This window comes from Aquitalea sp. ASV11, from assembly GCF_016429185.1.
Classification (GTDB): Bacteria; Pseudomonadota; Gammaproteobacteria; order Burkholderiales; family Chromobacteriaceae; genus Aquitalea; species Aquitalea pelogenes.
Genome location: NZ_JAELUD010000075.1, coordinates 1 through 18,434, shown reverse-complemented (window position 1 = coordinate 18,434; position 18,434 = coordinate 1). Strand labels below are relative to the sequence as shown.

Annotated in this window: 23 protein-coding genes and 1 rRNA gene; 10 read left to right on the top strand and 14 right to left on the bottom strand. The window is 59.4% G+C overall.

Annotated elements, in window-relative coordinates:
- From rrf to murA, 5 genes are all read left to right on the top strand, one after another.
- Positions 1-105: ribosomal RNA gene (gene rrf / locus JHD62_RS18205) — 5S ribosomal RNA — on the top strand; the annotation flags it as partial.
- A 386-nt stretch (positions 106-491) separates the two neighbouring features.
- Positions 492-1,394 carry an ABC transporter ATP-binding protein gene (locus JHD62_RS18200; protein WP_199104083.1) on the top strand — a complete coding sequence of 301 codons (903 nt, stop codon included), beginning with the start codon at positions 492-494 and terminating at the stop codon, positions 1,392-1,394.
- Positions 1,394-2,149, top strand: coding sequence for an ABC transporter permease (locus JHD62_RS18195; protein WP_045848750.1), 756 nt, complete (start codon positions 1,394-1,396; stop codon positions 2,147-2,149). The genes JHD62_RS18200 and JHD62_RS18195 overlap by 1 nt, the downstream gene beginning before the upstream one ends.
- A gap of 22 nt (positions 2,150-2,171) precedes the next feature.
- Positions 2,172-2,420, top strand: a complete 249-nt coding sequence (locus JHD62_RS18190) for a BolA family protein (RefSeq protein WP_062790924.1) — start codon at positions 2,172-2,174, stop codon at positions 2,418-2,420.
- 7 nt (positions 2,421-2,427) lie between these two features.
- The gene (murA, locus tag JHD62_RS18185; protein ID WP_062790926.1) at positions 2,428-3,681 is read left to right on the top strand and encodes a UDP-N-acetylglucosamine 1-carboxyvinyltransferase; all 1,254 of its coding nucleotides are present in this window, start codon (positions 2,428-2,430) and stop codon (positions 3,679-3,681) included.
- Positions 3,682-3,811: 130 nt separating this feature from the next.
- On the opposite strand, the gene JHD62_RS18180 is transcribed toward murA, so the two are convergent.
- The 7 genes from JHD62_RS18180 to JHD62_RS18150 all read right to left on the bottom strand — a co-directional run bounded on the left by JHD62_RS18180 (position 3,812) and on the right by JHD62_RS18150 (position 8,024).
- Positions 3,812-3,973, bottom strand: a complete 162-nt coding sequence (locus JHD62_RS18180; RefSeq protein ID WP_165494105.1) for an iron-containing alcohol dehydrogenase — start codon at positions 3,971-3,973, stop codon at positions 3,812-3,814.
- A 147-nt stretch (positions 3,974-4,120) separates the two neighbouring features.
- The gene (locus JHD62_RS18175) at positions 4,121-4,966 is read right to left on the bottom strand and encodes a VacJ family lipoprotein (RefSeq protein WP_199104082.1); all 846 of its coding nucleotides are present in this window, start codon (positions 4,964-4,966) and stop codon (positions 4,121-4,123) included.
- A 3-nt stretch (positions 4,967-4,969) separates the two neighbouring features.
- A complete protein-coding gene (locus tag JHD62_RS18170) occupies positions 4,970-5,263 on the bottom strand; it encodes a lipid asymmetry maintenance protein MlaB (RefSeq protein WP_199104081.1) in 294 nt (97 codons plus the stop codon).
- A gap of 15 nt (positions 5,264-5,278) precedes the next feature.
- Entirely contained in the window at positions 5,279-5,890 is a 612-nt protein-coding gene (locus JHD62_RS18165; protein ID WP_199104080.1) for a phospholipid-binding protein MlaC, read from the bottom strand.
- Between the two features lie 41 nt (positions 5,891-5,931).
- On the bottom strand, positions 5,932-6,417 hold the full coding sequence (gene mlaD, locus JHD62_RS18160) for an outer membrane lipid asymmetry maintenance protein MlaD (protein ID WP_199104079.1): 486 nt from the start codon (positions 6,415-6,417) through the stop codon (positions 5,932-5,934).
- 10 nt (positions 6,418-6,427) lie between these two features.
- Positions 6,428-7,213, bottom strand: coding sequence for a lipid asymmetry maintenance ABC transporter permease subunit MlaE (gene mlaE, locus JHD62_RS18155; protein WP_370541085.1), 786 nt, complete (start codon positions 7,211-7,213; stop codon positions 6,428-6,430).
- Positions 7,206-8,024 (bottom strand): ABC transporter ATP-binding protein, encoded by an 819-nt coding sequence (locus JHD62_RS18150; RefSeq protein ID WP_199104078.1) that lies wholly within the window; start codon positions 8,022-8,024, stop codon positions 7,206-7,208. Before JHD62_RS18150 ends, mlaE begins: the two co-directional genes overlap by 8 nt.
- A gap of 11 nt (positions 8,025-8,035) precedes the next feature.
- On the opposite strand from JHD62_RS18150, the gene JHD62_RS18145 reads away from it, so the two are divergent.
- Positions 8,036-8,239 (top strand): hypothetical protein, encoded by a 204-nt coding sequence (locus tag JHD62_RS18145; RefSeq protein WP_199104077.1) that lies wholly within the window; start codon positions 8,036-8,038, stop codon positions 8,237-8,239.
- An 85-nt stretch (positions 8,240-8,324) separates the two neighbouring features.
- Here the strand turns inward: JHD62_RS18145 and dapD are convergent, their stop codons facing one another.
- Together dapD and dapC are read right to left on the bottom strand one after the other, a co-directional pair.
- Entirely contained in the window at positions 8,325-9,146 is an 822-nt protein-coding gene (dapD, locus tag JHD62_RS18140; protein WP_199104076.1) for a 2,3,4,5-tetrahydropyridine-2,6-dicarboxylate N-succinyltransferase, read from the bottom strand.
- 55 nt (positions 9,147-9,201) lie between these two features.
- Positions 9,202-10,392, bottom strand: coding sequence for a succinyldiaminopimelate transaminase (gene dapC, locus JHD62_RS18135; RefSeq protein WP_370541084.1), 1,191 nt, complete (start codon positions 10,390-10,392; stop codon positions 9,202-9,204).
- A gap of 110 nt (positions 10,393-10,502) precedes the next feature.
- Here dapC and JHD62_RS18130 point away from each other — a divergent pair, with 110 nt between their 5' ends.
- The gene (locus JHD62_RS18130) at positions 10,503-11,405 is read left to right on the top strand and encodes a DMT family transporter (protein ID WP_199104074.1); all 903 of its coding nucleotides are present in this window, start codon (positions 10,503-10,505) and stop codon (positions 11,403-11,405) included.
- Positions 11,402-11,980, top strand: a complete 579-nt coding sequence (locus tag JHD62_RS18125; protein ID WP_233161083.1) for a GNAT family N-acetyltransferase — start codon at positions 11,402-11,404, stop codon at positions 11,978-11,980. Before JHD62_RS18130 ends, JHD62_RS18125 begins: the two co-directional genes overlap by 4 nt.
- 4 nt (positions 11,981-11,984) lie before the next feature.
- Here JHD62_RS18125 and JHD62_RS18120 read toward each other — a convergent pair whose 3' ends face one another.
- On the bottom strand, positions 11,985-12,200 hold the full coding sequence (locus tag JHD62_RS18120) for a SlyX family protein (protein ID WP_045848760.1): 216 nt from the start codon (positions 12,198-12,200) through the stop codon (positions 11,985-11,987).
- 160 nt (positions 12,201-12,360) lie between these two features.
- Here JHD62_RS18120 and JHD62_RS18115 point away from each other — a divergent pair, with 160 nt between their 5' ends.
- The gene (locus JHD62_RS18115) at positions 12,361-12,654 is read left to right on the top strand and encodes a DUF2325 domain-containing protein (protein WP_045848761.1); all 294 of its coding nucleotides are present in this window, start codon (positions 12,361-12,363) and stop codon (positions 12,652-12,654) included.
- 6 nt (positions 12,655-12,660) lie between these two features.
- Here JHD62_RS18115 and JHD62_RS18110 read toward each other — a convergent pair whose 3' ends face one another.
- Positions 12,661-13,410: an MgtC/SapB family protein gene (locus JHD62_RS18110; RefSeq protein WP_199104073.1), complete on the bottom strand. Its 750-nt coding sequence runs from the start codon at positions 13,408-13,410 to the stop codon at positions 12,661-12,663.
- A gap of 98 nt (positions 13,411-13,508) precedes the next feature.
- Positions 13,509-14,315, bottom strand: coding sequence for a class I SAM-dependent methyltransferase (locus JHD62_RS18105; RefSeq protein WP_233161082.1), 807 nt, complete (start codon positions 14,313-14,315; stop codon positions 13,509-13,511).
- 90 nt (positions 14,316-14,405) lie between these two features.
- On the opposite strand from JHD62_RS18105, the gene JHD62_RS18100 reads away from it, so the two are divergent.
- Entirely contained in the window at positions 14,406-16,691 is a 2,286-nt protein-coding gene (locus JHD62_RS18100; RefSeq protein WP_199104072.1) for a DNA internalization-related competence protein ComEC/Rec2, read from the top strand.
- Here the strand turns inward: JHD62_RS18100 and JHD62_RS18095 are convergent.
- Together JHD62_RS18095 and JHD62_RS18090 are read right to left on the bottom strand one after the other, a co-directional pair.
- Positions 16,688-17,584: a response regulator gene (locus JHD62_RS18095; RefSeq protein WP_199104071.1), complete on the bottom strand. Its 897-nt coding sequence runs from the start codon at positions 17,582-17,584 to the stop codon at positions 16,688-16,690. The two genes, JHD62_RS18100 and JHD62_RS18095, sit on opposite strands and share 4 nt — an antisense overlap.
- On the bottom strand, positions 17,559-18,434 hold an 876-nt coding region (locus JHD62_RS18090), incomplete at its 5' end, for a sensor histidine kinase KdpD (RefSeq protein WP_199104070.1). The genes JHD62_RS18095 and JHD62_RS18090, both read right to left, overlap by 26 nt.

Sequence of the window (18,434 nt, the reverse complement as noted above, 5' to 3'; positions counted from 1 at the left end):
ATAGCGAGGTGGTCCCACGCCTTCCCATCCCGAACAGGACCGTGAAACGCCTTAGCGCCGATGATAGTGTGGCATTCGCCATGTGAAAGTAGGACACCGCCAGACTCCCCATTCGAAGCCCAGCTCACACGAGCTGGGCTTTGTGCATTCTGGCTGCGGTAACAGCCATGCCTCGTGGCTGTGTGGCAGCTTTCAGTTTCGTATTGTGTCCCTGATTGCGCAGTGTGCATAAATTGCAACATGGACTGTTCCGGCCCTCCTTCCTCCCCGGGTATGCAAATTACTGGGTCAGTATGGCTCCATCGCGTGGAACGCTGCTGCAGAGCCATTTTGAGTGCTGGTGAAATGGCAGATCACTGTTGATTACCTGACTGGCCCAGACAGTTAGCACTGTAAAACCTGGTGCAACAGTGTGTACCACTGGCGGCGATTCCCTGCCATGCCGCGTCGGCGGTATAATCGCACTCTTTTTTCAAAGCATTTGATAAGTCATGGCCTCGGCGATCGAAATTAAAGCGGTGAGTAAGCGCTATGGTGCTTTGCAGGCCCTGGATGATGTCAGTATCACGGTTGAACCTGGCGAGTTTTTTGCCTTGCTTGGCCCTAACGGGGCGGGTAAAACAACGCTGATTTCTGCCATGGCAGGATTGTCGCGTCCGGATAGTGGCAGCATCCGGATCATGGGACATGATGTGATCCGTGATTTTCGTGCGGCACGCATGAGTCTTGGCGTGGTTCCGCAGGAGTTGGTGTTTGATCCTTTTCTCTCGGTGAGAGAGACTCTGCGTTTTCAGTCGGGCTACTTTGGCCTGACACGTAACGATGACTGGATTGACGAGCTGCTGAGCAAACTGGGACTGGCCGATAAGGCCAATGTCAATTTGCGGGCTTTGTCCGGCGGGATGAAGCGACGTGTCATGGTGGCGCAGGCCTTGGTACATCGTCCTCCGGTGATGGTGCTGGACGAGCCTACTGCCGGTGTCGATGTCGAGCTGCGCCAGAGCCTGTGGTCATTTGTCAAAGAGCTGAACGAAGCCGGCCATACCATTGTGTTGACCACACATTACCTTGAAGAGGCGGAAGCCTTGTGCAATCGGATTGCCATGCTCAAGCGTGGCAAGCTGGTGGCATTGGAGAGCAAGGACAAGCTGCTGCAGCATGGCAAGGAGCGCGAGGTTGCTCTCAAGCTGGGCGGCCCATTGCCGGATAGTCTGCTGCCGCGCAAGGTGCGCGAGGAGGATGGCCGCATTGTGCTGAAGCTGGCTGATATTGCGCAGCTGGAGCATGTGCTGGCTGCCTTGTGCGAAGCCGGTGTGGCTGTGCGCGAGCTGAATGTGATCGAGGTGGATCTGGAGTCGGTTTTTGTCAACATGATGCACGGAGGACAGGTCTGATGCAGGGATTTTTGACCTTGTTCCGCAAGGAGCTGGTGCGGTTCTGGAAGGTTGCATTCCAGACCGTGGCCGCCCCGGTACTGACAGCCTTGATGTACCAGCTGATTTTTTCCCATGTTTTGTCACGTCACGTTGAGGCCTATCCTGGCGTCAGCTACACCGCCTTCCTGATTCCTGGCCTTGCCATGATGTCGATGGCGCAAAATGCCTTTGCCAACAGTTCGTCCAGCCTGATCCAGTCCAAGATCACCGGGAATATTGTTTTCCTGCTGCTGCCGCCGCTGACTGCACTGGAGTTCTTTGGCGCTTACTTGCTGGCCTCCATTGTGCGGGGTGTGGTGGTAGGGGCTGGCGTGCTGTTGGTGACGGCCTGGTTCGGCCTGCCCTTGCCCAGTCATCCCTTGTGGGTGCTGTCGTTTGCCATTCTGGGCTGCGGGGTGCTGGGCACCTTGGGCGTAATTGCCGGTATCTGGGCAGAAAAATTCGATCAACTGGCTGCATTTCAGAACTTTTTGATCATGCCGCTGACTTTCTTGTCTGGCGTGTTCTATTCCATCAACAGTTTGCCGCCATTCTGGTATGTCGTATCGCATGTCAATCCGGTGTTTTTCATGATCGACGGATTTCGCTACGGCTTCTTTGGCCAGGCCGACGTCAGCCCGTGGCTGTCGTTGAGCGTGGTGGGTGGCAGTTTTATTTTGCTTTCCGGGCTGGCTTTGTGGCTGATCAAGTCAGGTTACAAGCTGCGCCATTAGGATCCTCTTTCAGGATGTACACATGATTTCTGCCGAACAGGTCAAACAATATATTGCTGCTGGTCTTCAATGCTCCCACCTGGAGGTGGAGGGTGATGGTCATCACTTTTACGCCACCGTGGTGTCGCCGGCTTTCGCCGGCAAGCGTCTGATTGACCGCCACCGTCTGGTCAAGGAGGTGATTGCCACCCGTCTGGCCAGCAACGAAATCCACGCCCTTTCCATCGTCAAGGCTGCTACGCCGGACGAATGGGAAAAACTGCAAGGCTGATTCCTACATGGATAAATTGAAAATTCGCGGCAATGGTCCGCTGAATGGTGAGATCCGCGTATCCGGTGCCAAGAACGCGGCATTGCCGATTCTGTGCACCAGCTTGCTGACCGCCGACACCATGCGCTTTACCAACGTGCCCATGCTGCGCGACATTTCCACCACCCAGAAATTGCTGCAAGGCATGGGTGTACGGGTGATGACCGACAATGTGCATGAAATGGAAATCACGGCCGACCATCTGGACAGCCTGGTGGCACCGTATGATCTGGTGAAGACCATGCGTGCCTCCATTCTGGTGCTTGGCCCGACCCTGGCGCGCTTTGGTGAGGCCACTGTTTCGCTGCCCGGTGGCTGTGCCATTGGCAGCCGCCCGGTGGATCAGCACATCAAAGGGCTGGTCGCCATGGGTGCAGAGGTGGTGATCGAGCACGGTTATGTGAAAGCCAAAGCCAAGCGCTTGCGTGGAGCCCACATCGTGATGGATGTGGTGACCGTGGGCGGTACGGAAAATCTGTTGATGGCCGCGGCGCTGGCCGATGGCACCACCATTCTGGAAAACGCCGCGCGTGAGCCGGAAGTAACCGACCTGGCCAATTGCCTGGTGGCCATGGGTGCACGCATCAGCGGTATCGGCACCAACCGTCTGGTGATCGAGGGTGTTGAAAAGCTGCATGGCTGTGAATACGCCATCATGCCGGACCGTATCGAGGCGGGGACTTTCCTGGTAGCTGCTGCCATGACGCAAGGTCATCTGGTATTGCGCAATGCCGCACCGCGCAGCATGGAAGCCGTGCTGGACAAGCTGGTGGAAGCCGGCGCTGTGGTGGAAGCGGGTGATGACTGGATCTCGCTGGACATGAAGCGCCGTCCCAAAGCCATCAATTTCCGTACCCTGCCTTACCCGGCGTTCCCGACTGACATGCAGGCCCAGCTGATGACGCTGAACTGTATTGCCGAGGGTGCCGGTATGGTGACGGAGACCATCTTTGAAAACCGTTTCATGCATGTTCCCGAGCTGAACCGCATGGGTGCGCGTATCGAGGTGGAAGGCAATACCGCTGTAGTGCATGGCGTGGAGAAACTGTCTGGTGCCACGGTGATGGCAACCGACCTGCGTGCGTCTGCCAGTCTGGTGCTTGCCGGTCTGGTAGCCCAGGGCGAGACCATTGTTGACCGCATCTACCATCTGGACCGCGGTTATGAGTACATCGAGAAAAAACTGGGTGCTGTCGGTGCCCAGATCGAGCGCATCAGTTAAGCGCTGCGCTTCCCGTCTGGGGCATTGAAAGACAACACCCGGTCACTTTGCTAGCAGGCAAGTGACCGGGTGTTTTTTTGTGGTGATTGCTGCGGCTGACTGGGCATGGTTCAAAAATGGAATTGATGACTCAGTGCAAAAGCGCTGCCGGTGTGTCCGAATGCTCGGCGTTGTATTCTGCAATGGCTTGTTCCAGGATTTCTGCTGTCAGGTACTGGCCATTGGAAACTGCGTGGCGCAGGTAGCGGGTGAGGTATTCCAGTGCCTGCTGGGAGAGTTGGCTTTGTTCCATGATGTACTCCACAAGAATGATCGGTAAATTCGATGATCAGTAAAGTCTAATATTTATGATGGCAGGCTTGTTGTCATGGATCAAACAGAAGAAAGACAAAGAAAAAGCAGCCATCCGGCTGCTTTTTCTTTTACACACGGCAGAGCCTTATTGTGCCGCAGAAGCTGCGGCATGGGCCGCTGCAGAGGCTTCCGGGTGGCTGGCGTCAACAGTTGCCGGTGCGGCGTCGCTGGCAGGAGCGGACGCCGCGGATGGTGCATTGACCAGCTCATCAATATTGACGTCGTCAGACTGGGTGGGATTGGGCAGCCCCAGTTGCTTGGCCCGCAGTTGCAGGAAGCCATCACGCATATAGGTGTAGGGGTCGATGGCAGCCGTGGCCAGGCTGTCGTCGAAGTCCAGGTAGCGGGCACGGGTGTTGACGCCGTACATGCCATAGAAGGCAATCGCTTCGTTGCTGTTGTGATAGACCAGATGTTCCGGCCCGTTGATGCCCAGCGATACACCCAGACCAAGACCATCACGTACCGTGCTGGGGCCAAAGAATGGCAGCACCAGATAGTTGCTGTTCTTCCAGCCCCAGTGCGCAAAGGTGTCGCCCAGCGAAGTCTTGTTGTTTTTCAGGCCGGCCGGAGTGGCAATATCAATCAGGCCAAACAAGCCGAAGGTGCTGTTGAGGGCAACCCGCATGATGTCATTGACGGCCTTTTCCGGCTCGGCTTGCAGCAGGTTGTTGGCAGCACTGTAGACATCCTTGAAGTTGTCAAAGAAGTTGCTCACCGCCGTGCGGAAGGGGCCCGGGGTAATGGCACGGTAGCCTTCTGCCGCCGGTTTGATCACCCAGCGATCGGCCTTGTCATTAAAGGCGTACATGGAGCGGTTGAACGACTCGTACGGGTCTTGCGGTGTGCTGGGGTGGGGGCTGGCGCAGCCGGCCAGTAACAGGCTGGCTACCAGCAGGCCGCTGCGCAGTGCATGGCGCGTGCAGGTCATGGTTCAGTCTCCTTGTGGCCCGGTCAGCAGGCCACGCAGTGCGTACAGGTCGACAAGTTCGGAAAGGCGGGCAGGCCAGTTGAGCAACTGCAATGGCTGCTCCGCTTGCTGGGCCGCACGCCTGCAGGCCAGCAGCAAGGCTAGCGCGGAGGAGTCAGCCTCGCTGATGCCGGACAGGTCCAGCTGCAGTGGGCCACGCGCTACCCTGGCGGTCAGCGTGCTCAAAAGCTGGCCACTGGTGCGCATGTCCAGCTTGCCTGTCAGGCGGCCGTTACCTGCCGTGGTTTCCTCAAACATGGCTATGTTTCCTGCTTATTTGCTGGCCGGGATGGCGGCGTTTTTGTCCTGCAGCATCTTGATCAGGCCATCAACACCGTTTTTGTTGATTTCCTGATTGAACTGGTTGCGGTATACGGTGACCAGGCTGGCACCTTCCACGCTGACATTGAATACCTTCCAGCCTTGCGCGGTCTTGTAAAGGGTGTAGTCAACGGCAACCGGGCCCTTGTCGTTGCCAGGCAGGCTGACGGACGATTTCACGGTCGCTTCGCGGCCGCTGTTACCCATGGTAGCATTGGGCTGGATGTCGATCTGTGCGTTCTTGAAACGGGTCATGGTGCTGGAGTAGGTGCGGACCAGCAGGTTCTGGAATTGCTGAGCCAGTGCGCTTTGTTGCGCAGGACTGGCCTGACGCCAGCCCAGACCGACTGCCAGGGCGGTCATGCGCTGGAAGTCGAACTGCGGAACGGCCAGCGCTTCCACTTGCTGGCGAACCTGCTTGGTGTTCTTGCCGTTTTCCTGTTTCAGGACGTCCATGATCTGGCGCGAGGTTTCACGAACCTGTTCAACCGGATTGTCCGTGGCAGCCAGGGAGTGGGCGCTCAGGCCCAGCATGACAAGGAAGGTAGCGATCAGTTTTTTCATGGTATCGGTCATTCTTGATGAGTTGTGCACAAGGTCTGTGATTATTGCGCGCCAGAAGCGCTGTTCTTGTTGTTGCCACCGGTGAAGCTGGTCATGAACTTGCCGATCAGCTGTTCCAGCACCAGGGCGGAAGAAGTCAGGGTGATGTGTTCACCCGGTTTCAGTTCATCCGGGTCGCCGCCTTGCAGCAAACCGATGTACTGCTCACCAAGCAGGCCTGCAGTCAGGATTTCGGCACTGGCATCACGGCTGAAGGTGTACTGCTTTTCCAGATTCAGGGTGACACGGGCGCGGTAGGTCTTGGTATCCAGCTGGATGGCTGCCACACGGCCCACCACGACCCCGGCTTCCTTGATGGGGGCTTTCACTTTCAGGCCGCCGATATTGTCGAAATCCGCGTACAGGGTGTAGGTCTGATCAGCGCTTTGCGGCGTGAGATTGGCCACTTTCAGCGACAGGAACACCACGGCGGCAATGCCGATTGCCACAAACAGGCCGACCCACAAATCAATAGTAGAGCGTTTCATTCCCTATTTCCTAGAACATGAAGGCGGTGAGGACGAAGTCCACCGCCAGGATAAGCAGTGCGGAGGTCACTACCGTGCGGGTAGTGGCTGCGGAGACGCCAGCCGCCGTGGGCGTGGCATCGTAACCTTCGAAAACGGCAATCAGGGTGACGACGATGCCAAAACACAGGCTCTTGATCAGGCCGTTGATCACGTCATAGTGCAGGTCGACATTGTTCTGCATTTGCGACCAGAAGGTGCCTGAATCCAGGCCTATCATCACCACGCCAATCAGATATCCACCGAAAATGCCCATTACATTGAACATGGCGGCCAGGATGGGCATGGAAATGACGCCGGCCCAGAAGCGGGGAGCCACCACGCGGGCGATGGGGTTCACCGCCATTACGCTCATGGCATCCAGTTGTTCAGTGGCTTTCATCAGGCCGATTTCCGCCGTCATGGCACTGCCGGCGCGGCTGGAGAACAGCAAGGCAGCCAGTACCGGGCCCAGTTCGCGTAATAGCGACAGTGCTACCAGTGCACCCAGTGCATCGGCTGAACCAAAGCGCGACAGCGTGTTGTAGCCCTGCAGGCCCAGCACCATGCCGACGAACAGGCCTGACACCACCACGATGATGACGGACATCACGCCAGCGAAATAGATTTCGCGGATGGTGAGGTTGAAGCGAAGCAGGCTTTGGCCTGAGTACCGCAAGATAGCCAGCAGGAAGCGGGTGATGAAACCCAGCCGCCAGATGGCATTGATGGTGCTGTGACCCAGTCGACGCAGCGGTGACAGCAGCAGTTCAGTCATGCTGGCTTCCTTTCAGGCCCAGATCCTGCTGCAGGGAGGTGCTGGCAGGGTAGGCAAAATGGACTGGGCCGTCGGCTTCGCCCCACATGAACTGGTGTACCCAGGGGGAGGGCGAGCTGCGGATGTCTTCCGGTGTGCCATCGGCCACTATTTCACCATTGGAAACAAAGTAGACGTAGTCGACGATATCCAGCGATTTGTGCACATCGTGGGTCACCATGATGGAAGTGGTGCCCAGGGCGTCGTTCAGTTTCTTGATCAGATGGGCAATCACGCCCAGCGAGATCGGGTCCAGTCCGGTAAACGGTTCGTCATACAGCATCAGCTGCGGGTCCAGCGCAATGGCACGCGCCAGTGCCACGCGACGGGCCATGCCGCCGGATAGTTCAGCCGGCATCAGGGCCTGGGTGCCGCGCAGGCCGACAGCGGCAAGCTTCATGATCACCAGGTCATGAATCATGCTCTCTGGCAGGCGGGTGTGTTCGCGGATGGGGAAGGCGACGTTGTCCCCGACCGACAGGTCGGTGAACAGCGCGCCAAACTGGAACAGCATGCCCATGCGGCGGCGGTGCTCGAACAGTTCGGCATGGCTCATGGCGGCGACATCACGGCCATCCACCAGCACCTGGCCGGCGCTGGGGCGGATCTGGCCGGCAATCAGCCGCAGCATGGTTGTCTTGCCACTGCCGCTGCCACCCATGATGGCAACCAGCTTGCCACGCGGGATGGTCAGGCTGATGTTTTTCAGGATGGGGCGTTCACCATAGGCGAAGCTGACATTCCTGAATTCGATGAAATGGTCTGAAGACACGGATTTTCCGGATGAAAAACGTGATTGGCGTCACGGTTTTGCAGGGTTCAAGACAACAGGATTTTATCGACTTGTCTGCTGCTCGCCAAATGAACATGGTTTCAACATGTAACGATGCTGCCTGTTGTCCCAAGGCAGGAAGTGAAACAAGACACGAATTTCATGTGTCCGGTCGTGGCGCACTGCAGGAGCAGAGGCGCAGTGTTCACCCTTGAACATGGCAGGAACAAAAGACAAAGACCCGGCCAGGCCGGGTCAGTTCCTGCACCATGCTGCCGTCAGCAAGACGGCAATGGTGTGTTATACGCCACGCAGCAGGTCGTTGATGCTGGTTTTGCTGCGGGTTTGCGCATCCACTTTCTTGACGATGACAGCGCAGTACAGGCTGTGGCTGCCATCCTTGGACGGCAGGTTGCCCGATACCACCACCGAACCCGGCGGAATGCGGCCATAGCTCACTTCGCCGGTTTCACGGTCGTAAATCTTGGTGGACTGGCCGATATAAACGCCCATGGAGATGACCGAGCCTTCGCCTACAATCACGCCTTCCACCACTTCGGAGCGGGCACCGATGAAGCAGTTGTCTTCAATGATGCTGGGGCCGGCCTGCAACGGTTCCAGTACGCCGCCAATGCCGACGCCGCCGGACAGGTGAACGTTCTTGCCGATCTGGGCGCAGGAGCCGACGGTGGCCCAGGTGTCCACCATGGTGCCTTCATCCACATAGGCGCCGATGTTGACATAGGACGGCATCAGTACGGTGTTCTTGGCAATGAAGCTGCCCTTGCGCGCCACGGCGCCCGGCACCACGCGGAAACCGGCTTCCTTGAAGTGGGCTTCGCTCCAGTCGTGGAACTTGGTGTCTACCTTGTCGAAGTAGCGGCTCACGCCGTCATCCTGCACCACGTTGTCGCGGATGCGGAAGGACAGCAGCACGGCCTTTTTCACCCACTGGTTGACCACCCAGTCGCCGTCCACTTTTTCGGCCACGCGCAGGCGGCCGTTGTCCAGCTCGGTGATGACCTGGCCAATGGCGGCCTTCAGTTCGGCGGAAACAGTTGCCGGGGTGATGTCGGCACGTTTTTCGAAGGCTTCTTCGATCAGGGCTTGAATCGGATGCATGTGATGGAGTCCTTGGGCAATGTGAATGGAAACAGTCATAGCTGGTGGATGTCGTTTATATGGTTGTTGTCTTGACGAAACGCACGATGCGTTCGGCGGCAGCCTGACATTCTGCCAGTGTCGCGACCAGAGCGATACGGATATAGCCGCTGCCCGGGTTCACACCGTGGGCGGTGCGGGCCAGGAAGGAGCCTGGCAGCACGGTAATGTGCTCCTGCTCGAACAGGGCGCGGGCAAAGGCGGCATCATCTCCGCCCGGCACTTTGGCCCACAGGTAGAAGCTGGCATCCGGCAGGGCCACGTCCAGTACCTCGGCCAGCATGGGGGTAACGGCCTGGAATTTGGCGATGTAGGCAGCACGGTTTTCTTCGACATGCGCTTCGTCGTTCCAGGCTGCCACGCTGGCCGCCTGGATGGTGGGGCTCATCGCACCACCCTGATAGGTGCGGTACAGCATGAAGCTGGCCAGCAGGGTGGCGTCGCCGGCAACAAAGCCGGAGCGCATGCCCGGCGCATTGGAGCGCTTGGACAGGCTGGTGAACATCACCAGTCGTTCAAAGCCACGGCCCAGCTTGCGGGCGGCTTCCAGCCCGCCCAGCGGCGGCTGGCCGAAGTGGATTTCCGAATAGCACTCGTCGCTGGCAATGACAAAGCCGTAGCGGTCGGACAGCGCGAACAGCTTCTTCCAGTCATCCAGCGACATCACCGCGCCGGTGGGATTGCCCGGGCTGCATACGAAAACCAGCTGGGTACGCGCCCATACGCTTTCCGGTACGCTGGCCCAGTCGGGCTGAAAACCCGTGCTGGCGGTACAGTTGACATAGAAGGGTTCCGCGCCTGCCAGTAGTGCCGCGCCTTCGTAAATCTGGTAAAACGGATTGGGTGAAATCACCACCGGTTTTTCAGCCTGCTGGCTGTTGACCACCGTCTGCACAAAAGCGAACAGGGCTTCGCGGCTGCCATTGACCGGTAGCACTTCCTTCTCTGCATCCAGTTGCAGGCCGTAGCGGCGTTGCATCCAGTCGGCACACGACTGGCGCAACTCCACACTGCCCAGGGTGGCCGGGTATACCGACAGGCCGCCCAGCGATGCGACCAGCGCTTGCTTGATGACTTCTGGTGTCGGGTGTTTGGGCTCACCGATGGACAGGTTGATATGCGGCTTGTCAGCCGGGACCGCACCAGCCATCAGCTGACGCAAACGCTGGAAGGGATAGGGTTGCAGGCTTTCCAGGTGGGGATTCACGCTTGGTTCTCTCTGTTGCAGTGGGGGCTGGCCGGGATATCGGCCGCCGCTGATCCGGTTTGGCGGACTGCATGGCAGTGCCGCAGAATCGCCCATCTTAAGAAATCGTGATGCCTCTTGTAAAACAAAAGCTTCTTGCCATTGTTGCTGTTGTCACTACCGCGCTGGTCTGGGGCCTGATGTGGTACCCGTTTCGCGTGCTGAGCCAGCAAGGTATCAGCACGGCGCATACCTCGCTGCTGGTTTACCTGCTGGCTGCCTTGCTCGGTGGTGTGCTGTTCTTTGACGTCTACCGCAAGCAGCTGCGCTGGCATCCGGTATTGCCGCTGCTGGCGCTGTTGTTTGGCTGGTGTAATTTCAGCTACACCTGGGCGGTGTCCGAGGGCATGGTGATGCGGGTGCTGCTGCTGTTTTACCTGTCACCCTTGTGGTCTGCCTTTTTTTCGCGCCTGCTGCTGCATGAACGCCTGACGCGCAGTGGCTGGCTGGTGGTGGCACTGTCACTGGCCGGTTGCATGATCATCCTGTATCGTCCCGGCCTGCTGGATGGTGCAGCATTGCTCAGCCAGCGTTATGAGTGGCTGGCGCTGTCCGGCGGCATCACCTTTGCCCTGGGAAATGTGCTGAGCAAGCGGGCACGCGACCTGCCGGTGCCGGTCAAGTCTGCCACCATCTGGGTGGGGGTGGCGTTGATGGGTTTGCTGGCGCTGGGGGCGCGGCAGCAATTGGGCAGCTTGCTGGATGTATCGTGGACGGCCGTGCTGATTCTGGCTCTGTTGGGCGCAACCTTGCTGGCCACCAGCATCATCTCCCAGCATGGCGTCAGCCTGCTGCCAGCCAACCAGACCATGACCCTGATGCTGCTGGAACTGGTATTCGCTGCCATCTCGGCCTATCTGTTGGCCGGTGAGGCCATGCGGCTGCAGGAATGGCTGGGTGCGGCGCTGATCGGCGGGGCCAGTCTGTTATCCGGTCAAATGACGCAGCCTGTGGCTGCCAAGGAGCAAACATGAATATCCGGCCCATGCAGGCAGGGGACTTTAGCGCTTTCTGGCCTGTTTTTCAGGCCATCATCCAGGCGCAGGAAAGCTATGCCTACGACCCGCAACTGACTGAGGATCAGGCACGTGCCTTGTGGTGTGAGCTACCACAGGAGACCTGGCTGGCCGAAGAAGACGGCGTGGTGCTGGGCAGCTATTTCATCAAGCCCAATGCCGCCGGTCCGGGTGCCCATGTATGCAATTGCGGCTATATGGTGGCCCCGGCGGCGCGGGGCAAGGGCGTGGCGTCCGCGCTGTGCGCGCATTCGCAGCAGCGTGGGCGCGCACTGGGTTTTCTGGCCATGCAGTTCAATGCAGTAGTGGCCAGCAATACCGTGGCAGTAGCCTTGTGGAAGAAACTGGGTTTTGCCGAGGTAGGCCGGGTGCCGGGCGCTTACCGGCACCGTAGCCTGGGCCTGGTGGACTGCCTGATCATGCACAAATGGCTGCAAGCGCCCGAAGCGGACAAGCCGTTGACGGCATCGGCCCCGCTGATTGCCCGCAAGAACATTGAAGCGGTGGTGTCACGCAAGCGCAAAAAGAACTGATGGATCAGTAATGCGGCGGTATTTCGTCGCGCAGCGAGCCGCCGCTGTTGCCGCTGTCGGGCTGGGCGGCCTTGAATTGCTGGTACACCAGGCGCAGCTGCTGTTGCAGCAAGTCGATTTGCTGTTGCTGGCGGGCAATGGTGTTGTTGAGGCTGTCGAGCAGGTCGTCCTGGAAGGCGATTTTCACTTCCAGCTCAGTCAGGCGGTCTTCGGTATTCATGCGTGCATTTTACCTTGGCCGGCACATGGCCGGTTATTGGATGATGTCGTCGTTATGGAATAAGAATTCCAGTTTTTATTGTTTTCCGGAATTAAAAGCTACGGTTACAGTGCTTCCATTACCCAATGCCGCAGTACGGCGGCACAACAGGAGAATGGACATGGATGCCTTGCTGGTTGGCGGCGACAGCCTGGGACAGATTCCCGAAGTGCTGGCACTGTACGATATCCGGATTGCGCGCCACATTACCGGCCGCAACACACTGCATCAGCGCAAATTGCCGCTGCCCAAGAATACCCAGATGCTGATTCTGCTGACTGACTATCTGGGGCACAACGCCATGCGGCATTACCGCGACACAGCCGCCGCCCGTGGCATTCCGGTACTGGCTTGCCGTCGTTCGGCCACCGCGGTGGCCGAGCGCTTGCAGCATGATGGCTGGCAGCCGGCCTGAGTACCTTCAGTTACGTGCCGGCTGTACGCTGAAGCTTTCAATCTCCTCCAGTTGCATGATGGCGCGTGACAGGTCCACCACATTGATCATGTGGTGCTTGTTGATGGCGGAAACCATGAAGCCCCAGTCGCTGATCCGGGCGTCCACCTTCAGTGCAATGCTGTCTTCGTGTACCACGACGCCCAGTGTGAGCAGGTCGCGGCACAATTTGTCCACCGTCCATTGATGCTCGCGCAGCACGGTCAGGTTTACATACAGGCTGAAGCGGCGCGGCAGGCGGTTTTCCATCCAGTTGAGCAGCCGCATGCAGATGACGCACAGCACGGTCACTGCAATGGCTGACAGATAAAACCCCACACCCACCAGAATGCCGATGACCGAGGACATCCATACCGAGGCCGCCGAGGTCAGGCCGCTGATGGACATGCCTTCCTTCATGATCATCCCGGCACCGAGAAAACCCACACCGGTCAGCACACCCTGCGCAACCCGTGTCATGTCGCCGTGCATGATGTCGGTGTGAATGCCGCCGTACCAGAAACCGGAATAACCCACCATGCTGATGACCCCGGCAGAGGCCATGGAAACCAGCCCGTAGGTGCGCATGCCGGCGGCACGCCCGTTGGACCAGCGCTCATAGCCCACCAGGCAGCCCAGCAACAGGCCACCGAGCAGGTTGCAGGTAATCAGTAAGTTCACTTCCCATTTTTGTGCCGACCAGTATTGGTCCAGCAGATCGACAAAGCTGACGCTCATGACAGGCTTTCTTGTTGATTTTTCATCTCACCGTCATAGCAGGCTAGGCCTCGGCAGGCCGTGCGGCAAGACAATTCGCGCAGGCATATTGCCGGACATCAATCCGGGTTAGTGGCTGGGCGCAAGGCCTTGATGATGTACAGGTCGAAGCGGGTGGATTTGCCATCCAGCACGGCAGAAGGTTTTACCCCGGCAATGGGAGCACCCAGTCGCGGACGCTTCACCACCACCCGCACCCGTGCGGCGCTGATGGCGGCTTCCAGCAGGCGGGCGCTGTCCATGTCATCGCCAATCACATGCTGGAAGGCCTGCATGTCTTTCTTGGCTGCAGCGCTTTTCTTGTCGGTATCGGGGAACATCGGGTCGACAAACACCACGTCCGGTTGCTGGTCGGCAGGCAACTGTGCCAGCCAGTCAGCCGAGTTGGCATGCACCAGCCGCATGCGACTGGCGATATCGCTGGTGTCGACCGCGCGTGCTGCCCGTTCCAGGGCATCAAACAGTAGTGCAGCGGCTACCGGCGAGCGCTCCACCATGGTGACCTGGCAACCCAGGCTGGCCAGCACAAAACTGTCGCGTCCCAGGCCTGCGGTGGCATCAACAATGCTGGGCAGGTCTTTGGCACCTTTCAGTCCTACTGCCTTGGCTACCGGCTGACCACGGCCGCCGCCTTGCTCGCGCCGGTGGCGGGCCGCACCTTCGACAAATTCGGCATACACCGCACCGTGTTTTCCGGTGGTGACCAGCTCCAGCCGTGCCGGCCCCAGCTCCAGCCAGTACCCTTCAGACGGGCGGTGTTGGATGAGGGGCAGGGCAAAGCGCCGCGCCAGTTCGGCGGCATGCTCGCGGCGGGCGCTCTCGCTACAGAACAGCGGGGTGGGCTGAATAGGGCTAGTTGGCATCATGCCGGCACGATACGGGATGTGCGGCAGTGCGGCAAGCTGCCTGTCCCAGTCGCCATTGCCGCATGACATCAGGCAAGGCATAAGGGGCGGATGCTGAAACTTGCCCTGTTTGTTGCCGGTATCGTGTGCTGTGCCTTTTTGCCCACCCTGCCTTCCCTGTGGAGTGTGGGTGGATTGTGGCTGCTGATGTATCTGCTGGAACGTGTGGCAGCACCACGGCTGGCCGGTGTCGTGGCACTGCTGGCCGCCTTGTTGCTGGGGCTGTTCTATGCCGATGCCCGAGCACAATGGCGGATGGCGCAGGCCCTGCCAGCTGCCTGGTGGCAAAAACCGGTGTCCTTGATTGGTGTGGTGCGGGGCTTGCCTGTGCAGGGGCAATACGGTGTGCGCATGCAGTTTCAGGTGGAACAGGTGCTGACGCCGCAGGCGAAGCTGCCAGCGCGGGTGCAGCTGTCGGTCTTTGTACGCAAGGGCGAGCTTGCCCCGACAGGCGTATGGCGGGCGGGCGATCGCTGGCAGCTGACCGCCCGTTTCCGCCCGCGACAGTCCACCGCCAATCCCTTTGGTTTCGATGCCGAGCAGTGGCTGTGGTCCGAGGGCGTGCTGGCCAGTGGCACGATGTTGCCCGGTGCGGTGCGACTGGGGGAGGACCATGGCCTGCTGGCGCGGGTGGACCGCTTGCGCCAGCAACAGGTGCTGCGTATCGAATCCGTGCTGGGCACTTCGCGTGCCGCCAGTCTGGTGGCCGGGCTGACGGTCGGGGCGCAGCAAAGCATTGCCCGTGCCGAATGGCAAAGCCTGGCGCGCACCGGCCTGACCCACGTGGTGTCCATTTCCGGCCTGCACATCACCATGGTGGCCGGCATGGTGGCAGGTTTGATCGCCCTGGTGTTGCGCCGCTGGCCATTGCCCGGCCTTGCGCCACGATTGTGCATTGTCTTGTCCGGTGTAATGGCCGCGGCTGCCTATGCGGTACTGGCCGGTTTTTCCGTGCCTACCCAGCGCACCTTGTACATGTTGTGCTGCATGGCCCTGATGCTGTTGGTACGGCGGGTCTGGTCGGGCTTGCACATCTGGTGGCTGGCACTGGCACTGGTGTTGTTGATTGATCCTTTTGCCGTACTGGCTCCGGGTTTGTGGTTGTCATTCGGGCTGGTGGCGGCCTTGATGCTGGTTTCTGTCGGTCGCAGACGTCCCGCAGGCAAGTACTGGCAGGCATTGTCTGGCCAGTGGGCGGCGACGGTGGCCTCCTTGCTGCCCTTGCTGACGCTGTTTGGCAGTTTTCCACTGGTGTCTCCGCTGGCCAACGCTGTGGGAATACCGCTGGTTTCCGTGCTACTCACACCACTGAGTCTGCTGGCCGTGGCATTGCCGTGGGCGCTGCCCTTGCAATGGGCCGGCTGGTTGGCCGAGTGGTTTTATCGCGGTGTCGACTGGCTGGCGGCCTGGCCACCATGGCAGGTGGCGGCTGTACCGTGGCCGCTGTTGTTGCCGGGTGCCATCGGCAGTTTGTGGTTGCTGGCACCGCGTGGCATGCCCGGTCGTCTGCTGGGTGTCAGTCTGCTGCTGCCTGTTTTGTTCTATCAGCCCCCAGCAGTAGAGCCCGGGACATTGCGTATCAAGGTTCTTGATGTCGGACAGGGTCTGTCGGTACTGCTGCAGACGCGCAACCACGCCTTGCTGTTTGATACCGGGGCGGGGGAGGGGGAGCGCTGGGTGCTGCCGCAACTGCGCGGTCTGGGTGTGCGTCAGCTGGATGTGCTGATGCTGTCGCATAACGACAAGGACCACGATGCCGCGGCAGCAGACATCGTGGCAGCCATGCCGGTGCGGCAGGTACTGGCCGGGCAGCTGGCCACGCTGACGCAATACGGCTTGCATGGCAGCTTGTGTCGGCGCGGGCAAAGCTGGGCGTGGGATGGTATCCGCTTCGACGTGCTGTGGCCGGTGGCTGAGGTGGTACTGAGTGATGACAACAGCCATAGCTGTGTCTTGCGGGTGGCAAGCCGGACGCGGGCCATCCTGATCAGTGGTGATGCGCCGCGGGCGGTAGAAGAAAGGCTGGTGGCGGATTACGGAGCGCAATTGCGCAGCGACATTCTGATGGTGGGGCACCATGGCAGTCGCACTTCCTCGGCCGCATCATGGCTGGAAGTAGTGAATCCGGACTGGCTGGTGTTGAGTGTGGGCTTTCTCAATCGCTACCGCCATCCGCAGCCACAGGTGCTGGCAGCGCTGCAGGCGCAGGGGCGGGTATTGCGTACCGATCAGGACGGCTTGTTAAGCATGACGCTGGGCGATGCCATCTTGCCGCAGTGCTATCGCCAGCTGGCAGCGCGCTACTGGCGCAGCCGTGGCCAGTGCGGCAATGCTTAGGCGGGCTTGCGGTTTACCCGGGCAATCACGCAGTTGCCGTTACCCTGGTATTCGACAGCATCGAACGACAATTTCCGGGCAATCAGGATGCCGCGCCCGTGGCTGGACAGCAGTGAGGTTGCCGGGGTGTCCTGATAGTCCTGCCAGGCAAAGCCATCACCCATGTCCTGGATGGTGAAACTGAAGAAATCCTCATCACGATTAAAGCTGATGCTGACCTCGCGCCTGCCGAGTATCGGGTCCTGCTGGCGGCGTTCCAGCTCGGCTTCCCAGTCGCCTTCTGCCTGTAATTCGGTTTTTTGCTGATAACTGATGGCGAGGTTGCCATGTTCGATGGCGTTCACCATCAGCTCGAACAGGCCGGTAGCCACTTTTTCCGGCTGGGTGCAGGTACGGGCCAGCAGGGCGGTGACCGTCTGGGCTTCTTTCAGCGTGCGCAGGCGGAATTCTGCCTGCTGCAGATGGGCCAGTGCATCCAGATGCTGCTTGGCCAGTTCGCGAAATGCCTGGTGGCGGTCCCAGTGGCTTTGCGCCGCTTTCACCACCGCCAGCAGCATGTCGCGCGAGAAAGGCTTGGTCAGGTAATAAAAAGCCCCGGCCTCCATGCCTTGCTGCACGCTGGCCGGTGAGCCGATGGCCGTTTGCAGGATGACCGGCAGGAAGTTGAGTTCGGGCGTGCTTTTTATCCGCTTGAGTACATCAAAGCCGTTCATGCCCGGCATCATCTTGTCCAGCAACACCATGGACAGGCTGCTGCCTTGCTGTTGCAGGATTTCCCAGGCCTGTTCGCCACTTTCCGCACACACGGTTTCGTAACCGTCGGCTTCCAGCAGCTCGGTCATCAGTTCCAGATTGAAGGGCTCGTCGTCAACGAGCAAAAGTCGATGGGACATGGTCTTCCCCGGTAGGGCCGCTGGTGTTGTGGAATCTCGGCAGCAGGGCAGTGAAAGCGGCACCGCGCGGCACCAGGTTCTCGGCAAAAATCACCCCGTGATGGGCCTGGATGATCTCGCGGCAGATGGCAAGGCCCAGGCCGGTGCCACCCGCCCCGGTCTTGGTGGCGCTGCTCTGGATGAATTTGTCGAAAATGGTTTCGATTTCATCGCACGGAATACCCGGGCCGTAGTTTTCCACGCACAGCATCACCTGCTCGCCTTGCTGCTCGTCCTTTTGCAGGCGTGCCGTCACGCGGATGACTTCGCCATCCGGACTGAACTTGATGGCATTGGACAGCAAGTTGCGCACGACCTGGCCAAGCCGGAAGGGGTCAATGTCGGCGGTCAGTTTCTCCGGCGTGCAGTACAGGTAAATCTTGATATTGCGGCTGCCTGCCAGCGGGGTCATTTCATCGCAGGCCTCACGCAGGCAGTGCGACAGGTCGTAATGGGCAATGTGGTAATCCATTTTGCCCACTTCCATCTTGGCCAGGTCCAGCAGGTCGTTCAGCAGCTGCAGCAAGCGGTTGCCACTGCTGTGGATGCGCTGGAAATACTGGGCCAGCTTGTCATCCTGCAGCTGGCGCGAACGCGCTTCACCGATTTCGGTAAAGCCCAGGATGGCATGCATCGGCGTGCGCAGCTCATGCGACATATTGGCCAGGAATTCGGTTTTGGCACGGCTGTTTTCTTCGGCCAGCGTCTTGGCCTGGCGCAGCGCATCTTCCATTTCGCGCTGGGCGGAAAAGTCCTGATACAGCCAGATGGTGCCGAGCTTGGGCACGGACGGATTGACGGCACGGCCAAA

Bases quoted from the DNA above. Each gene is read 5' to 3' on its own strand.
- JHD62_RS18170 (WP_199104081.1), bottom strand. From the start codon at position 5,263: ATGTTTGAGGAAACCACGGCAGGTAACGGCCGCCTGACAGGCAAGCTG.
- JHD62_RS18110 (WP_199104073.1), bottom strand. From the start codon at position 13,410: ATGAGCGTCAGCTTTGTCGATCTGCTGGACCAATACTGGTCGGCACAA.
- mlaD (WP_199104079.1), bottom strand. From the start codon at position 6,417: ATGAAACGCTCTACTATTGATTTGTGGGTCGGCCTGTTTGTGGCAATC.
- JHD62_RS18190 (WP_062790924.1), top strand. From the start codon at position 2,172: ATGATTTCTGCCGAACAGGTCAAACAATATATTGCTGCTGGTCTTCAA.
- JHD62_RS18195 (WP_045848750.1), top strand. From the start codon at position 1,394: ATGCAGGGATTTTTGACCTTGTTCCGCAAGGAGCTGGTGCGGTTCTGG.
- JHD62_RS18145 (WP_199104077.1), top strand. From the start codon at position 8,036: ATGAAAAACGTGATTGGCGTCACGGTTTTGCAGGGTTCAAGACAACAG.
- JHD62_RS18095 (WP_199104071.1), bottom strand. From the start codon at position 17,584: ATGTCCCATCGACTTTTGCTCGTTGACGACGAGCCCTTCAATCTGGAA.
- JHD62_RS18105 (WP_233161082.1), bottom strand. From the start codon at position 14,315: ATGATGCCAACTAGCCCTATTCAGCCCACCCCGCTGTTCTGTAGCGAG.
- dapD (WP_199104076.1), bottom strand. From the start codon at position 9,146: ATGCATCCGATTCAAGCCCTGATCGAAGAAGCCTTCGAAAAACGTGCC.
- JHD62_RS18165 (WP_199104080.1), bottom strand. From the start codon at position 5,890: ATGAAAAAACTGATCGCTACCTTCCTTGTCATGCTGGGCCTGAGCGCC.
- JHD62_RS18200 (WP_199104083.1), top strand. From the start codon at position 492: ATGGCCTCGGCGATCGAAATTAAAGCGGTGAGTAAGCGCTATGGTGCT.
- JHD62_RS18180 (WP_165494105.1), bottom strand. From the start codon at position 3,973: ATGGAACAAAGCCAACTCTCCCAGCAGGCACTGGAATACCTCACCCGC.
- murA (WP_062790926.1), top strand. From the start codon at position 2,428: ATGGATAAATTGAAAATTCGCGGCAATGGTCCGCTGAATGGTGAGATC.
- JHD62_RS18100 (WP_199104072.1), top strand. From the start codon at position 14,406: ATGCTGAAACTTGCCCTGTTTGTTGCCGGTATCGTGTGCTGTGCCTTT.
- JHD62_RS18125 (WP_233161083.1), top strand. From the start codon at position 11,402: ATGAATATCCGGCCCATGCAGGCAGGGGACTTTAGCGCTTTCTGGCCT.
- JHD62_RS18120 (WP_045848760.1), bottom strand. From the start codon at position 12,200: ATGAATACCGAAGACCGCCTGACTGAGCTGGAAGTGAAAATCGCCTTC.
- mlaE (WP_370541085.1), bottom strand. From the start codon at position 7,213: ATGACTGAACTGCTGCTGTCACCGCTGCGTCGACTGGGTCACAGCACC.
- JHD62_RS18175 (WP_199104082.1), bottom strand. From the start codon at position 4,966: ATGACCTGCACGCGCCATGCACTGCGCAGCGGCCTGCTGGTAGCCAGC.
- JHD62_RS18130 (WP_199104074.1), top strand. From the start codon at position 10,503: ATGCCTCTTGTAAAACAAAAGCTTCTTGCCATTGTTGCTGTTGTCACT.
- JHD62_RS18115 (WP_045848761.1), top strand. From the start codon at position 12,361: ATGGATGCCTTGCTGGTTGGCGGCGACAGCCTGGGACAGATTCCCGAA.